The organism is Pseudomonas glycinae (genome assembly GCF_001594225.2).
Taxonomy (GTDB): Bacteria; Pseudomonadota; Gammaproteobacteria; order Pseudomonadales; family Pseudomonadaceae; genus Aquipseudomonas; species Aquipseudomonas glycinae.
This window is the reverse complement of sequence record NZ_CP014205.2, coordinates 4,740,522-4,755,524: the sequence shown is the minus strand read 5'-3', so window position 1 is coordinate 4,755,524 and position 15,003 is coordinate 4,740,522. Positions and strand designations below refer to the sequence as shown.

At 62.9% G+C, this 15,003-nt stretch carries 11 protein-coding genes; 3 read left to right on the top strand and 8 right to left on the bottom strand.

Translation table 11 applies throughout. The features are described 5' to 3' along the window. The first annotated feature begins 5 nt into the window (after window positions 1-5). Entirely contained in the window at window positions 6-1,445 is a 1,440-nt protein-coding gene (cls, locus tag AWU82_RS21730) for a cardiolipin synthase (protein WP_064379711.1), read from the top strand. A 2-nt stretch (window positions 1,446-1,447) separates the two neighbouring features. Here cls and cfaB read toward each other — a convergent pair whose 3' ends face one another. The 5 genes from cfaB to hflK (AWU82_RS21705) form a co-directional block, all read right to left on the bottom strand. Further along, entirely contained in the window at window positions 1,448-2,635 is a 1,188-nt protein-coding gene (gene cfaB / locus AWU82_RS21725) for a C17 cyclopropane fatty acid synthase CfaB (protein ID WP_064379710.1), read from the bottom strand. Between the two features lie 177 nt (window positions 2,636-2,812). Further along, complete coding sequence (locus AWU82_RS21720) at window positions 2,813-4,720, bottom strand: heavy metal translocating P-type ATPase (protein ID WP_064379706.1); 1,908 nt, start codon at window positions 4,718-4,720, stop codon at window positions 2,813-2,815. Next, window positions 4,717-5,775 carry a protease modulator HflK gene (gene hflK, locus AWU82_RS21715; protein WP_064379703.1) on the bottom strand — a complete coding sequence of 353 codons (1,059 nt, stop codon included), beginning with the start codon at window positions 5,773-5,775 and terminating at the stop codon, window positions 4,717-4,719. The genes AWU82_RS21720 and hflK (AWU82_RS21715) overlap by 4 nt, the downstream gene beginning before the upstream one ends. Beyond that, complete coding sequence (hflC, locus tag AWU82_RS21710) at window positions 5,772-6,818, bottom strand: protease modulator HflC (protein WP_064379701.1); 1,047 nt, start codon at window positions 6,816-6,818, stop codon at window positions 5,772-5,774. The genes hflK (AWU82_RS21715) and hflC overlap by 4 nt, the downstream gene beginning before the upstream one ends. After that, window positions 6,815-8,761 (bottom strand): protease modulator HflK, encoded by a 1,947-nt coding sequence (gene hflK, locus AWU82_RS21705; RefSeq protein WP_064379699.1) that lies wholly within the window; start codon window positions 8,759-8,761, stop codon window positions 6,815-6,817. Before hflK (AWU82_RS21705) ends, hflC begins: the two co-directional genes overlap by 4 nt. 210 nt (window positions 8,762-8,971) lie before the next feature. Here hflK (AWU82_RS21705) and lpdA point away from each other — a divergent pair, with 210 nt between their 5' ends. Beyond that, entirely contained in the window at window positions 8,972-10,372 is a 1,401-nt protein-coding gene (gene lpdA, locus AWU82_RS21700) for a dihydrolipoyl dehydrogenase (protein ID WP_011336663.1), read from the top strand. A gap of 37 nt (window positions 10,373-10,409) precedes the next feature. Here the strand turns inward: lpdA and AWU82_RS21695 are convergent, their stop codons facing one another. Continuing rightward, window positions 10,410-10,883 carry an Lrp/AsnC family transcriptional regulator gene (locus AWU82_RS21695; RefSeq protein ID WP_007954205.1) on the bottom strand — a complete coding sequence of 158 codons (474 nt, stop codon included), beginning with the start codon at window positions 10,881-10,883 and terminating at the stop codon, window positions 10,410-10,412. 144 nt (window positions 10,884-11,027) lie between these two features. Between AWU82_RS21695 and AWU82_RS21690 the strand changes: the two genes are divergently transcribed. Next, window positions 11,028-11,657: a LysE family translocator gene (locus tag AWU82_RS21690; RefSeq protein WP_064379697.1), complete on the top strand. Its 630-nt coding sequence runs from the start codon at window positions 11,028-11,030 to the stop codon at window positions 11,655-11,657. Here the strand turns inward: AWU82_RS21690 and AWU82_RS21685 are convergent. Further along, window positions 11,654-13,792, bottom strand: a complete 2,139-nt coding sequence (locus AWU82_RS21685; protein ID WP_064379696.1) for a hypothetical protein — start codon at window positions 13,790-13,792, stop codon at window positions 11,654-11,656. The two genes, AWU82_RS21690 and AWU82_RS21685, sit on opposite strands and share 4 nt — an antisense overlap. Then, window positions 13,779-14,972: a DUF3142 domain-containing protein gene (locus tag AWU82_RS21680; RefSeq protein WP_064379693.1), complete on the bottom strand. Its 1,194-nt coding sequence runs from the start codon at window positions 14,970-14,972 to the stop codon at window positions 13,779-13,781. Before AWU82_RS21680 ends, AWU82_RS21685 begins: the two co-directional genes overlap by 14 nt. Window positions 14,973-15,003: the final 31 nt, after the last annotated feature.

Here is a 15,003-nt window from a genome sequence, read left to right as displayed (position 1 = left end):
GCCCCATGGATTATTTCGGACCGCACATTTTCGGTTATCTGATCGCCCTGATACACACCCTCGGCTCGATCGCCGCGATCCATGCCGTGTTGACCGTCCGCACCGCCCAAGGCTCGATCGCTTGGGCGCTGTCGCTGATCTTTATTCCCTACCTCACCCTGATTCCTTATCTGGTGTTCGGCCGCAGCACCTTCGATGGCTACATCAAGGCCCGCCGCCAGGCCAACGAACAGATGCGCCTGGCGATTTCCGAACTCAACTGGCGGCCGTGGGTGGAAGAAGCCCTGACCGCCCGCGCCTCGAATGCTTACGACTCATTGCGCGCGATGCCGAAGCTGGGGCGCATGCCGTGCCTGGCCAACAATGAAGTGCAATTGCTGATCAATGGCGCGGCCACCTTCGAGGCGATTTTCCACGCAATCGACCAGGCGCGGGAAGCGGTGCTGATCCAGTTTTTCATCATTCACGACGATCGTCTTGGTCAGCGCCTACGCGACCTGTTGCTGAAAAAAGCGGCCGAAGGCGTGGTGATTCATTTGCTCTACGACCGCATCGGCAGCCATGCCCTGCCCCACAGCTACGTGCAGGCGCTGCGCGACGGCGGCGTCGAGGTCAAGGCGTTCGCCACCCGCAGCGGCTGGCTCAATCGGTTCCAGGTGAATTTTCGCAACCACCGTAAGATCGTGGTGGTCGACGGGCTGATCGGGTTTGTCGGCGGTCACAACGTCGGCGACGAATACATGGGTGAAAAGCCACCGCTGGCACCGTGGCGCGACACCCACGTCCAGGTGCGCGGCCCCGTGGTGGCGTGCATGCAGGAGTCGTTTGCCGAAGACTGGTTCTGGGCCGCGCGGACATTGCCGCCGCTGATCCTGCCGGACGCTTACCCGGATGACGGCGTGCTTTGCCAATTGCTTGCAAGCGGCCCGGCGGATGCTTACGAAACCTGCTCGCTGTTCTTTGTTGAGGCCATCCACGCCGCCACCGAACGCGTGTGGATCACCAGCCCCTACTTCATTCCTGACGAAGCCGTGTTCGCGGCGTTGCGCCTCGCAGTTTTGCGCGGGGTCGACGTGCGCCTGTTGCTGCCTTCGCGTCCCGACCACCGCATCGTCTACGCCGCCTCCAGCCTTTACGCCTTCGAAGCGGTACGCGCCGGCGTGCGGGTATTCCGCTACGAACCGGGGTTCCTGCATCAGAAAGTGGTGTTGATCGACAGCGAAATCAGCGCCATCGGCAGCGCCAATCTGGACAATCGTTCGTTCCGGCTGAATTTCGAGGTGATGCTGCTGACCGTCGACAGCGAATTCGCCGCCAGCGTGGAACAGATGCTCAACGACGACTTCGCCCTGGCCTACGAGGTCGCCAAAGAAGAAAGCCGGGAGATCCACCGCCTGCAACAGGTCGGCATGCGGATCGCCCGGCTTATTTCACCGATTCTCTAGGTTCAAGGATGGTAGATGTCGTCCCTCGTCCACGGCAGTTCATGGCTGCCGTCGGCATGGGCCTTCACAGCGAGGATCTGGTGCAGATTGATCCAGCCGCGAGCGAATGCATAAGCGCAGCCCGCCAGGTACAGACGCCAGATACGCAACGCCTGGTCCGGCACCAGTTTCGCGGCGGCTTCAAGGTTGTCCTCCAGCCGTTCGCTCCAGTGGTCCAGAGTGCGTGCGTAATGCAGGCGCAAACTCTCGACGTCGACAATCTCCAGACCCGCTTCGCTGATCTCGGCCGAGATCATCGCCAGGTGCGGCAGCTCGCCGTTGGGGAACACATATTTCTCGATGAAATCCCCGGCGCCGCGCCCCACAGGGCGGCCATCGGTGTGCTTGGCGGTGATGCCGTGATTCATCACCAGACCGCCCTCTTTCACCGCGCCGAACAGGGTTTTGCAGTATTCGGCGAGGTTGGCGTGGCCGACGTGCTCGAACATGCCGACGCTGACCACTTTGTCGAAACGCCCGTCCTGGGGCAGATCGCGGTAGTCGAGCAGTTGCAGTTCGATCTGATCTTCCAGCCCCTCGGCTTTGACCCGCTCACGGGCCAGCGCCAGTTGCTCTTTGCTCAGGGTGATCCCGAAGACCTTGGCGCCGAACTCACGGGCGGCATAACGCGCCAGTCCACCCCAACCGCAACCAACGTCCAGCAAATAGTCGCCGGGCTGCAGACGCAGCTTGCGGCACAGGTGTCGGAACTTGGCTTGCTGGGCTTGCTCCAGGGATTCGCTGCCGGTTTCGAAATACGCGCAGGAATACGCCATGTCGCTGTCCAGCCACAGCTGGTAGAACGCGTTGGACAGGTCGTAGTGATAGGAAATGGCTTTGGCGTCGGTTTCCTTGTCGTGGAGCGTACGCACCGGCTGACTGTCCTCGTCTTCATCGAGCAGCGCGGAGCTCAGCTCATCGCACACCCGGATGACTTCGCTGATCGAGCCCTCCAGTTCGAGTTTTCCCTCGACGAACGCCGCCCCCAGCGCGTCGAGACTTGGATGGGTCAACTGGGACACCATCAACGGGTCCTTGACCACGATGGTGACGCTGGGCGCCGGGCCCAGATTGAATTCATGGCCGTCCCAGAGTCGCAGGCGCAGCGGAAGCTGCAGATTCTGTAAGGCCGGTGGAAGTTGCGCGAGCATGGAATATCCCCCTGGTTTCAGACGTCTGATCTGAGGGTAGACCATCCTTGAAAATTAGCAGGCTATCGATTTGATAGTCGCCGACTATCAGCCGCACAGGCTGTAATGGCGCTGTCATCCTTGCTTCAGTGCGCCTTCTCAAATGACTGCGAGGGCGGCGCACAGTTCGAAAAATGATCAGTCCGACGCCTTCAGCTTCAGCAGCGGCTCCTGAAACCGCAGCAGGCGACCGGCATTGCCCAGCACCAGCAACGTGCTCAGGTTGTGCAGCAATGCAGCGATCATCGCCCCCGCTGCACCGAGCCAGCCGAAGGCCGCGAACACCACAATGGCCAGCGTCCAGCCCAGGCCAATGATCACGTTCACTTGCAAGGTCCGTCGACACTGACGACTAAGGCGCACGCAGGTGCCGAGCCGACGCAGGTCGCTGCCGATCAGCACGATATCGGCGGAGGCCAGCGCGATGTCCGCGCCACCCGCGCCCATCGCCACACCGACCACTCCCGCTTTGAGCGCCAGCGAGTCATTGATCCCGTCGCCGACCACCATCGGCCGGAAGCCGTTGTCGATTTCCTTGAGCACTCGATTGAGTTTGTCTTCGGGCAACGCCTGGGCTTCGACTTCGTGCAGGCCGACATCCTTGGCCAGTGTCTGCGCGACGCTTTGCCGGTCACCGGTCAACAGCAGTTGTCGTCCCAATCCGAGGTCACGCAGTTCACTCAGCGCAAATCGCGCTTCCGGTTTGACGGTGTCGGCCAGCAACAGCCAGGCGAGGAATTCGCCGTTCAATGCCAACCCGGCAATCGGGCCATCGTGTTCGGGGATCGCCGTGGTCGGGATGCCCAACTGCGCAAACAGCTCCGGGCGCCCGAGCGCGGCCTCGCCTTGCTCCGTCCCGGCGACCACGCCCAACCCCTGCCGCTCATGAATATCGGTCAGCACCAGCACCTGTTCCGCGCTGACCAGTCCGGCCAGCGCGCGGCTGACCGGATGGCTGCTCGCCGCACCCAGGCTTGCAGCCAGCGCCATCACCGACCCGTGATCCGCTCGCGGGCTGTTGATCGACTGCAAGCGCAGCGTGCCGTAAGTCAGAGTGCCAGTCTTGTCGACGACCAGCGAAGTGAGATCAGCCAGCTCCTCAAGAAATGCCGAACTGCGAATCAGAATCCCGTGCCGCGCCGCCACCGCCACCCCGGCAATCGCCGTGGCCGGCGCTGACAACACCAGCGCGCATGGGCATGCCGCCACCAGCACCGCGAGCATCGCCTGTGCATCGTTGGTGATGAACCAGGTCACCGCCGCGAGCAGCAACACCAGCACCATGTAACTGCCGGCATAACGTTCAAGCAAACGGGTGATCGGTGGCTTGGAGCGTTCGGCGTTCTGCATCAGCGCGATGACTTTGCCGAGGGTAGATTCATCCCCGGTACGGGTCACTTCGATTCGCAGCAACCCGTCGAGGTTGATCGCGCCGCCGAACACCGCCATGCCGACGCCCGCCTCCACCGGTACCGACTCACCGGTGATCGACGCCGTGTCGAGGCTGGCCTGGCCGGATAAAACCCGACCGTCCGCCGGCACCCGATCCCCGGCGCGCACTTCGACGTTATCGCCGGCCTTGAGCGTGCCGTTGTCGACTTCGATGATCGAGCCGTCCGCCTGCACCTTGCGCGCATGGCTGCGGGTCAATTGGCCGAGGGCATGAATCGCTTCCTGGGAACCGATCACACTGCGCTCTTCCAGCACGTGGCCGAAGATCATGATGATCGGCAACAACGCGGCCGTGAGCAGATCACCCGTGGCCCAGGCTCCTATCATTGCCAGGGCGATCAACTGGTCGGTGATGCCGTGCAGGCTCGGATAACGCAGGCTGAACCACGCCGAACGCATTACCGGCACCGCGACTAATAAAGAAGCGAATCCGAGCAACAACTGACTGACGCCGGTTTGCTCCGGCATCAGCCAGCGCCAGATCAGCCCCAGACCGAGCAAGCCGAGGGCGAGCATCGCCAGGGTCAACTGGCGCGCGGCGCGGCGTTGTTCGGCCGAGGACAACAGGCTCGGAGCGGAGGTGGTTGCAGTCATTGGCTGGCTCCCTGAATGATCAGGCGTGAATCGTCTTTCGGATCAACCGTGGTCACCGAACCGGCCTGACCGAGAATCTTCGGCATCCGCTCGCGGTACAGACGCAACAGCAGTTGCGGGTCCGTGCCCTGCTGTTGCGCCTTGGCCAGACTCAACACCGTCGCCGTGTCGGCGGAGGCTTTGGCCAGGCGCTCACCGGCCTGGGCGTGGGCGACTTGCAGCGTGCGGTCGGCTTGCTCGTTGGCGGACTGGGTGAGTTTCTCAGCTTCCGTGCGGGCATTGGCGACCGCTTTGTCGGCTTGCTGGCTGGCGGTGAGGACGGCGTTGAACGCACTCACCGCCGGCTCCGGCAGACTCGATTGCACATCGACCCTCGCCACTTCGATGCCGATGCCCTGCCCGCTCGCCTTCAACTCGGCGAGACGTCGGTTGATGCCTTGCACCAGGTCACCGCGCAACCTTTCACGACGTTCGGCAGCCTGATTATCAGCGCCGATCAACTCCGGTCGCGCCACCAGAATCGTGTCCAGATCCCGCGCTGCCGTCAGTGCGACTGCGCTACGCGTTACCACTCGATCCAGCGCCGGCAGCACATGTTCGCCTTGCAGTACGAAGTCATAGGGATCGGTGACTTTGTAGAACACCCGCACATCCAGCTGCACAACACCGGCATCACCGGTGAGCAGATAACCGGAACCGGCCAGCGCATCACTCAGCGGCGTGGCGAAGGTTGCCACGCGATCCGCCTGCAGGGCCTGATCGCTGCGCAGCAAGTTTTCCACTCTGCGCTCGATCACCCGATCCGCCGCCGGCAATAAAACCACCTGTTCGAACGGCTGCGGCCACGCCAACAACAGCCCGGCATTCTGAATGCGATCCAGCGCTCCGAAATGCAAAACCACCGCTCGGTTTTGCGGATCGATCTGCCGGACATTGGAAAATGCCCAGGCCAATGCCGCGAGCACGGTTACCGCGTACAGCGCGAAAAACGCCAAACGTCCTGCTTGAATCCACGGACTGTTCAGCGAATGTGTTCCACGTGGAACTTCATTCATGGCTGCAATCCGCTCTTGCTGTCGAGATTCGGCGGACCGTCGACCAACACCCGGAATGGCGCGGCGTCGGTGCGCAGGATCAGTTTGGTGTCTGGCGAAACGATAGTGCCGAGGGTGTCCAGCGAACGAAGCAAGTTATACAGCTGTGGCGAACCGGCGTAAGCACGCCCGTAAATCTGCGCCGCTTCCACCCGCGATTGGGCTTCGATATCGGCGGCTTTCACCGTGGCATCGGCTTGCACGATTCGCGCATCGCGTTCGGCGGCGGAGCGGATCTGCGCCGCTTCACGTTTGCCGATGGCAGTGCGTTCGGTGGCGATGGTTTCACGCTCTGCGCGCATCCGGTCAACCGTTGCGGTCAGGGTCACCGATGGCAAGGTCAGCCGTTCGATGCCCACCTGCACCACGCGCACGCCGTAAGTCGCGAGCAGTTGCTGATCGATTTGCTGACGCAACTGCGCTTCAAAATCGGCGATTCGAACCTGACTGGCATCGGTATTGACCAGATTGGCCAGATCAAAACTGCTGGCCGTGGTTTCCAGTGCCGAGCCGACAAACGTGCGAATCTGCCGCGCCGCTTCGTCCGGCTGGTTCTGCACCGCGCGCATGAAGCGCTGCACGTTGTCGGGATCGCCCTGCACCTGCCAGGCCACGTACGCCTGCACGATGATGCGCAGACCGTCGCGGGTGCCGACATCCTGCAAGCCGCTGGAGGTCGTGCGCAAACGCAGGTCCACCGGAATCGCTGCTTCGAACGGCGCCGGCCAACGCCAGCTCAGCCCCGGTTCCAGCAACACGCGGGACGGGTTGCCGAACCGGGTGATGACCGTGGCTTCACCGGAGCGCACTTGCACCAGGCTCGCCGCCGCGATGGCGAACGCCACCAGCAATCCCGCCCAGCCCATGCGTTTCCACGGAAAAGGCCCCGCGTCTTCCGGCGCACCGTGGTGATGGTGATGATGCCCGTGATGGTGATGACCGCTGCCATGAGCATGATCGTGGCCGCTGTGGTCATGGTGATCGTGAGTGTGCGACTGGCTCAATGGCTGGCTCCTGGCTGAGCGGTGGTGCGCGCCGGATCTGCCGGCAGCGTGAACGTACGCAGGTCGATGGTCGGTGCGTTACTGCTGCCGCTCAGACGATGGTCGAGTACCAAAAGTTTGGCTCTGCTCAAACCCTGGCTGAGTTGGCTGAGGTATTGCTCCAGCAGGAAGGCCTGGCCTGCGCTGGCGTAAGCCTTTTGTTCAGCGCTGAATTTCAGATCCGCCGCCCGGGCCGTGGCGTTGATTTCATGGGCGTTGGCACTGGCCTGATCCCGAGCGAGGCTGGCCTGCAACTGCGCCTGATTACTCGCTTCGGCAGCGGCACCGCGCTCGCGGGAGATCAACGCCTGAGCACCGATCTGAGCCGCCTGCACGCTGTGATAGGCATTGGCCGCCCCGGCCGGCGGGTGAATTGCTTCGACCACCGTGGCGAGAATTTCCACGCCGCTGTCGAGCTTCTGCAAATCGCTTTGCACGGCGCGGCCAATTTCTTCAGCGAGCCCGGTCCTGTCCTCGCCGAGCAATCCGTCGAGGGTGCGCGAAGCAAAGTCGTGCACCAGAATCCGGCTGGCGGTGCTGCGGATCAGCGTCGGCACGTCGGCGCTGTTATAGGTGGCGGCCAACGCGGCTTGATCGCTCAGACCGATGCGATAGACGAAGCGCACGTCCATGTTGACGATCTGAAAGCTCTGCTGATCGCCACGGCTGCTGGCGATCACCTGTGACTTGTCATTGACGTGGCTGGCGTCCCACAAACGGTTGGCGGTGAGTGGCGCCGGGCCTTCTGCCGGGTCCAACTGCACGGGCGCCGGGTTCTCGCCGACGCTGGTCGCCAGTTCATGCACCACGCCGTTTTCAACACTCAGCACCCGCCCCAGCGGCCAGGGCAAACCGGCGTGCAGCCCCGGCCCGAACACCTGCACCGGTTTGCCGAAACGCTCGTAAATGCCACGGCTTTGCATCGGAATTTCGTGAAGGCCGGTGAGCAACCAGCCTACCGCTGCCACCAGTACCAACACCGGCAAGAACGCGCGACGCATGTAACTGAAGGCCCAGATCTGACGCAGATCGATGCCGAAGCGGTTATGCAACTCATGCTGCAACGCGAGCAACGGTTGTGGCGGCCAGCGCAGCAGATCGGCGACGAAACTGCGCGCCAGCAGCACCGGTTCGAGTTGTTCACGGCGCGGGCTGAACAACGACAGCAGCGCACGCAGCAGCAATTCCAGGGCAACCAGCCCCGGCAAAATGCCAATCAACACTGCCAGCCGCACCGGCCAGATTGCACTGTCACTGACGAACAACAAACACAACGCGCCCAGCACCAGACTGATGATTGCCACTCGAGTCAGCTGCGCCAGCGCTCCGGCCTCGGGCCATTGCGCCGGATTTTCCTGGGCCAGCTGTCGCTCCAGCACCAGCAGACCGAACGCCAAGAGCAACGCGATGGCCGCGCCGACCGTGGCGGACAGCCCCACACCCGCCGCCGGCAGCGTCAGATTCCACGTCTGTTCGACGCTCAGCAGCACCAGCAACGACCACCCGCCCAGCCACAACGTGGCTGCGCCGATCTGCCCGAGCAGTTGCAGACTGCGCTGGCTCATCCGATCCAACAGTCGCTCGTACCAGCCTTCTGGCGCAGGTTCTTCAGCAGCCGTCATCGGCACGACGGGATTGATCACCCGCGCCCGCCATTGCGTCACCCACCACGCCGATTGCAGGCTAGCCACCAGCACCAGCAACGCCGCGCTCTGATTGACCAGCAGCGCGGGCCACAGCGATTGCGGCGCAAACAGTCCGACAAAAAACGCCAGCACCCACCCTGCCCCGGCCAACGCACCCAGACCGATCGCCAGGCGACGCAAACGCCGGCCCTGCGTCGCCGCTTGCTGAAAGCGCGGCAACCCGGTGACCGGCGTGCCTTCATCCAGATCGACTTGCATATCCCCCCAAAACACTTGGCTCACTGCACATATCGTTACGATATAACGAAAGTCGTGAAATATTTGTACTCATTTGCATCATTCAAAGATGCGCAACCTGTCGCTTGCCTGAAGCCTTGACCGAAATGTCGGGAAACGCTCATATTACGTTCGTAATTTTTAGCACGAACTACTTTTACTGATCCGCATCCTTCAGCCAGGAGCAAGAGCATGAGCAACTATGACGTGGTGATTCTGGGCGGTGGCCCCGGCGGTTATAACGCAGCGATCCGCGCCGGCCAGTTGGGCCTCAAGGCCGCGTGCGTCGAGGGCCGCGCCACGCTGGGTGGCACCTGCCTGAACGTCGGCTGCATGCCGTCCAAGGCGCTTTTGCATGCGTCAGAGCTCTACGAAGCGGCGCTGGGCGCGGAGTTCGCCAACCTCGGCATCGAAGTCAAACCCACGCTCAACCTTGCGCAAATGATGAAGCAGAAAGACGAAAGCGTGAGCGGCCTGACCAAAGGCATTGAATTCCTGTTCCGCAAAAACAAGGTCGACTGGATCAAGGGCTGGGGCCACATCGACGGCCCCGGAAAAGTCAGCGTGACCGGTGATCAGGGCAGCCGCATCGAACTGACGGCCAAGGACATCGTCATCGCCACCGGCTCCGAACCCACTCCCCTGCCCGGCGTGGAGATCGACAACAAGCGCATCCTCGACTCGACCGGTGCGCTGTCCTTGAGCGAAGTGCCCAAGCATCTGGTGGTGATTGGTGCAGGCGTGATCGGCCTCGAACTCGGTTCGGTCTGGCGCCGGCTCGGCGCGCAGGTGACGGTTGTGGAATACCTCGACCGCATCTGCCCCGGCGTCGACGGCGAAGCCGGCAAGACCCTGCAACGTTCGCTGAGCAAACAGGGCATCAGCTTCAAGCTGAGCTCGAAAGTGACCAGTGCCACTTCATCGGCCAACGGCGTACAACTCAGCGTCGAGCCCGCCGCTGGCGGCAGCGCGGAAATCCTTGAAGCCGATTACGTGCTGGTGGCCATCGGACGTCGTCCGTACACCCAGGGCCTGGGCCTGGAAAACGTCGGCCTGAGCACCGACAAACGCGGCATGCTCGCCAATAAACAGCATCGCACTGAAGCGCCTGGCGTGTGGGTGATCGGTGACGTGACCTCGGGGCCGATGCTCGCGCACAAGGCCGAAGACGAAGCCATGGCCTGCATCGAACAGATCGTCGGCAAGGCCGGCGAGGTCAATTACGACCTGATTCCCAACGTGATCTACACCCGCCCCGAGCTGGCCAGCGTCGGCAAGACCGAAGAGCAGCTGAAGGCCGAAGGCCGGGCGTACAAGGTCGGCAAATTCCCGTTCACCGCCAACAGCCGGGCGAAGATCAATCACGAGACCGAAGGCTTCGCCAAAGTCATCGCCGATGAGCGCACCGACGAAGTCCTCGGCGTGCACCTGGTTGGCCCGAGCGTCAGTGAAATGATCGGCGAGTTCTGCGTGGCCATGGAGTTCAGCGCCTCGGCCGAGGACATCGCGCTGACCTGCCACCCGCATCCAACCCGCTCCGAAGCGTTGCGTCAGGCGGCAATGAATGTCGAGGGGATGGCGACGCAGATGTAAGCACTGTGCGAATACTTCCCGCGCAATGCGGGAAGTATCAGGACGGCAGATGCCCCAGCGGCAACGCGCCGGGCGTCTTCACCGTGTGGATCGCAAAATTGCTGCGGATATCGCTCACCCCCGGCAGCTTCAACAGGCACCCGGTGAGAAAGCGGTCATAGGCGCGCAGATCCGGCACCACCACTTGCAGCAGAAAGTCCGATTCCCCGGACACCAGAAACGCGGAAATAACCTCCGGCAATGCCGTCACCGCCCGATGAAACGCCTCGGCCTGTTCGTCGTTGTGCCGTTCGACCTTGACCCCGACAAACACCGTCAGCCCCAACCCCACTTCATCACGATCCAGATTGGCCTGATAACCGCGAATCACCCCGGCCTCCTCCAGCATCCGCACCCGGCGCAGGCACGGCGATGCCGACAGACCGATTTCGTCGGCCAACTGCACGTTGCTCAGGCGCCCGTCCCGTTGCAGCGCGGCGAGAATCTTGCGGTCGAAGGCATCAAGTTTCATGGTTGGCAGATCCTGATGGTTTAGGCGGTGAAAGAGCGCAGATTATGCCAATTCAGAGGCCTTTAGAAGCTGACTTCGCAACCACCTGCCCTGCCCTTCGGCCCTAGACTGAGGCGACCGAATCGACAACGAAAGGGGTGCGACATGGCAAGTCTCTGGATGTTTTTCCTGGCGCTGGCAGTGGTCTTTCTGTTGCCCGGCCCGGACATGATCCTGCTGTTGCAGACCGGTGCCCGTCAGGGACGCGGCGCAGCGCTGGCCACGGCGGTGGGCCTGGCCGTTGCCCGAGGCTGTCATGTAGCGCTCGCGGCATTGGGGCTGGCGGCGCTGTTCAAGGCGGCGCCGTGGACGTTCGATACCGTGCGAATCGCCGGGGCGGCGTATTTGCTGTGGATCGGTATTCAATGCCTGCGCACCACGTTGCTGCCGGATCTGAACGCCGACACCCTCACGGACAGTCATGCGCAGTGGTACGCCGCCATCCGTCGCGGCCTGCTGACCAACCTGCTCAACCCGAAAGCGTTGCTGTTCTGCTCGGTGTTGCTGCCGCAGTTCATCGTGGCAAATGGCGCACCGGTGCTGACGCAATTCGCCGTGCTCGGCGCAATTCTGGTGGGCGCCGGTCTGTTGTTCGACAGCGCCTACGCCCTGACCGGCGCCGCGCTGGGCCGCTGGCTGAAGCACAACCCGACGGCCCAACGGGTGCAACAGTGGCTGTTCGGCAGCCTGTTGATCGGCTTCGCCGTGCGCCTGACGTTTGTCCAGCAGGCTTAGGTTTTGCGAGCCTTGCGCTGGCGGCGGGTAATCAGCAACAACGCCACAGCGGTGAAGGCCACGATTGCACCGATCTGCACCGGCCACTTGTACGGCCGCAGTGTCGAACGCACCGAGTCGGTCACCTGAGTGACATAGCGCTTGTCGGCACTTTCGAAGTCCGGATAAGGACACTGATGGCCGAAATCTACGGCCCACGGCACGTACGGCCCTTCGTCGACATAGCGTTTGTACAAGGCGCTCTGCTCTTCCAGGCTGCTGTTCCAGCCCGCCGCCGAGCACAACACGGCGGCGAACGCCTGGCTGGTGTGCGGCAGATTGTCTGCCGCACGGCTGGCCAGCGCCGTGGCGACAAAACGATAGTGATAACGCTCATCCGGTTGCGCTTCACTTGCCTTCTGACGTTGCACTTCGGCTTCGCTGACCAGCGGGCCGACTTTCAGCTCGGTATTTTCCAGGCTGTAGTTGCCGCCGAAGGTCGCGTAATCCGGAGCCATTTCATAGCCCAGGATGTCCATGCCCCACTCACGGGCCGTCCACGCGGCATTGAACAGCGCGCTGGCACGCTTGGTCGGCCACCAAGCCGAGTCGGCCTTGAGGCGTTGCTGGCCATAGAGCCGGGCCTTGTTCTGCAGATCAGCATTGTCGAAATAACCGACCGCTTCTTCGTAATGCCCCTCACGCAACAGGCGCCGACCCAGCAGATTGCGCAGGCTGGCGGCCACTGGCAGCGGCACGTAATTGTCGCGATCCTGCTGGCTCAGCGCGGGCGGTGCCGGGACGTTGGTATCGACATAGTTTTTCAGCTCATCGACCGTCAGCACTCGCTCGGCCACGGTCGCCGCGTCGAACCAGTAAATATGCTGGCTGCGATACAACTGGTCGAAGGCCTGCAGGTACTCGCCACGTTGCAGCGCAAGAATTGCGCTTTCACCTTCGACCCGGCATTTGGGCTGCACGGTTTCGAGATTCCAGTCGGCGGTGCGCCGCTCGCCCCAGGATTCGTCCTGCGGGAACGCTTGCGCAGCTTTCGCGTAGGCCGCAGCCGCTGCGTTCCGGTCGCCATCGCGCACGGCCAGTTTTGCCCGCAGCCACCACGCCAGACCGCTGTCGCCCGCGTGTTCGAGGAACGCCTTGGCGCTGGCGTAATCGCCTTGCTGATAATTCATCGCCGCCAGGCGATCAGCGTTGTCGAGGCTGCCTCGGGTACTCGCTTGCAGCGCCTTGACCAGCTTCTTCTCGTTCGGCTGTTCATCGCCGAACGACCAGCCAATGCGGCTAATCAGCGAGGCGGTCACCAGTTGCTGCACCGCTTCGCGGCGCAGCAATTTCGCCAGCCGATCTTCGGGCTCCTCGGCCAGTTCGTTCATCAACTGCTTCAGCGAGGTGTAACCGACGTTCGAGCCGTGCAGGTTTTGCGCGGCATACAGCTTGATGGCGTTGTTCCAGTCACCCGCCATGCGCAACGCCCGCGCCTCTTCGCCAAGGCTGGCCACGCCCAGTTCCAGCGGATCGCTGAAACCGTCGATGCTCAGTTGCCGCGTCTGGCGGAACGCGTCGATAGCGTTTTCCCAGGCTTCAAGCGCATCGCCCGCTTCGCTGCTCATGGCAAAGAACGCCCGGCCCAGAGAATAGGCAGCCCAGGTGCTGCGTAACGCCCGCTGATCGGCCGGCAGCGCCAGCAACTGACGGAAATACTCGACCGCCAGTTGATGGTCACCGGCGCCGAACGCCACCGCGCCCGCCACATACAGACGCAGTTCCGCCGGCAGGCTCGCGCCCTGCACGTCAACCTGATGCGCATCGGTCAGGCCGCGCAGTTGTTTGACCAGCGCTTGCTGTTCAGGGGTCAGGCCGATCTGCTCGGCCTTGTCGCGCACCTCGGCGGGATCTGGCGCCTCGGCGTAGATGTCATCCGGATTGTGGGTGGCGGCGGTGACGTTCTTCAGCCCGGCAATGGTTTTGCCGAGGCGACTGATCTCGAACCTGAAGTTGCCCTCCGGCATTTCTGCCAGCGATTGCCCGCGATCGTCGAGCAGACGCATCGGAAAATCCGGGCCGCAGGCCAGCGCCGAGCCCAGCGGCAGGCTGAGGCTCAGGCAAAGCAGATGGCGAGGCCAGTTACGGGTCAACATGCGAACCTCCTTGATCAATATTTGCGCAGCGAGCCCAACCGATCGCCCGCTGCCCGCCCGCCGGCAGGCGGCCGTCGCGCAGGCGGGTGAAGGTAAGCAGATCCGCCGTCTGTTGCAACGCATAACCGGCGAGCGCATCGGCGCCTTCGCAGCCCCGGGCCTTGACGGTGATGCGGGCGGGCCAGGCGCTGTCGAGGTTACCGACATTACGCAGGGCGATGTCTTGCAGGCCATTCTGATTGGTGAACGTGAGGCCGAGCTGGCTGCTCAATGCATCGCCTCGGGCGACCGCACGCAGCGTGCTCAGGCTCCAGGCTCTGCGGTCGTTGGCCAACGGCAGGCGAAACCAGATCAGACCGGCCAGGTGCGCCGGGCGATCCTCGCGAAGTTCAATGGCCAGCCGGCCCAGTTGTTGCGGATCGGCGAGCAATTCGCGTCGCTGGCCACCGCGCTCGAGCGGCACTTCGCTTTCCACCACCGGGCCACCATCGGCCTCCGCCAACAGCGCCACGCCATAAGCCGGCAGCGCCAGATAAAACGGTTTGTCGGTCACCCGCCCCCAGGCCTTGGCCCAGCGCCGCGCCTGCTCGGGATCGAACAGACCGCGACGCGGATCGCTGACGGCATGCACCTGCAACACACTACTGTCGACGGTCGCCAGCAGCGCCGGCAACTGCGGGCTGTCGAGCCAGGCAGGTAACGCAGTGATGCTCAGGCGCAGGTTGGCCGGCAATGCGCCGCGCAAGAGGGTGAGGAATTCGGTGTAAGCGGACAGTCGGGCACTGCCGGCGTCATGGTCGATCTCGACGCCACTCAGGGTCAGTCCCTGCCCTTGCCAGTCGGCTAGTACTTGAAGGATTTGCGCCGTAACCGCTTGCGGGTCGAGCGCCTTGAGCTGGCCGTCGAGGCGAATCACCGCGATCAACGGCCGGGCATCGTGTTTCAGCAGCGCGGTATCGATGCGTGCCCAGCTCCATCCGGCATTCGGGAAAGCCTGCAACGCCAAGACCCGCAACGTCGAAAAGTCGCTGCGACTGTCGTTCAGCGCAGGTTCATGGGCCGGCGTCCATTGCCGTTGCCAGACGTAAAGCTGCTGGTCGAGCGGCACTGCGTCCTGTCGTTCACAAGCACACAGCAGCAACACAGCCGCCAGGGCTGCCCACCCGATGATAAAGCGCATACCTTGCAGATCCCTGAGACATCAGGCTGCA